The sequence below is a fragment of the Anabaena sp. AL09 genome, assembly GCF_001672255.1.
GTDB classification, from domain to species: Bacteria; Cyanobacteriota; Cyanobacteriia; order Cyanobacteriales; family Nostocaceae; genus Dolichospermum; species Dolichospermum lemmermannii.
Map to the genome: position 1 here is coordinate 1 of NZ_LJOQ01000008.1, position 635 is coordinate 635.

Genomic DNA, 635 nt, shown 5'->3' on the forward strand with positions numbered 1-635 from the left:
TGGGCTTTTTGCTTTTTATTGCTTCCGTCAAATCTTCAAAAGCTACCTTGATTGCATTTAACATCAAGTCATGGGTGGCTGTAAAAACGATGGTTTTAATCCTACCTTTAAAGGATGTTTCCCGATTATTCCACTTGATTTTACCAAGGTTATTCCGTTTAATCCTATCAGCTTTAGCACTGTTTCCCTTGGCGATAGATTTATTAAAAACTGACCTGATTTTGTTGCGTTTAACTTGTTTCGCTGTTCTATAATCAGTCTCTTCTGTTTGGATTTTACCGAAATTATTGCCTAAAAATCTAGCACCATCGTTAGAAGATGTGGCATACACTTCTGTGTAGCCTCTGTCACATCCAATTATTTTACCTTGAGTCTTTTTTTCAGCTTTTTCAATGTCAGTCGTGTAATGTATTTCCCATCTGCAATTACGCTTGATTAGCCTTAACTGACATTTTACTTCCGTCGGTAAAGTCGTTGGTAACTTGAGGGTTTTACATGGAGTTAACCCTCCGAAACGCAACCACACTAAGCCTTTGCTATCTAATTTAGTATCAAAAGCCCTAAGAATAATTTGGTTACAAACTTTTGTGTGACCTCGATACCAAAACTTTCTCATCAATGTGCAAAGTTTGGGG

The 635-nt window shown here is 37.2% G+C and carries 1 pseudogene; it reads right to left on the bottom strand.

Features of this window, described 5'->3' with window-relative positions:
• A pseudogene (locus AN490_RS01270) lies at window positions 1-616 on the bottom strand (addiction module component); the annotation flags it as partial.
• Between the last annotated feature and the right edge of the window lie 19 nt (window positions 617-635).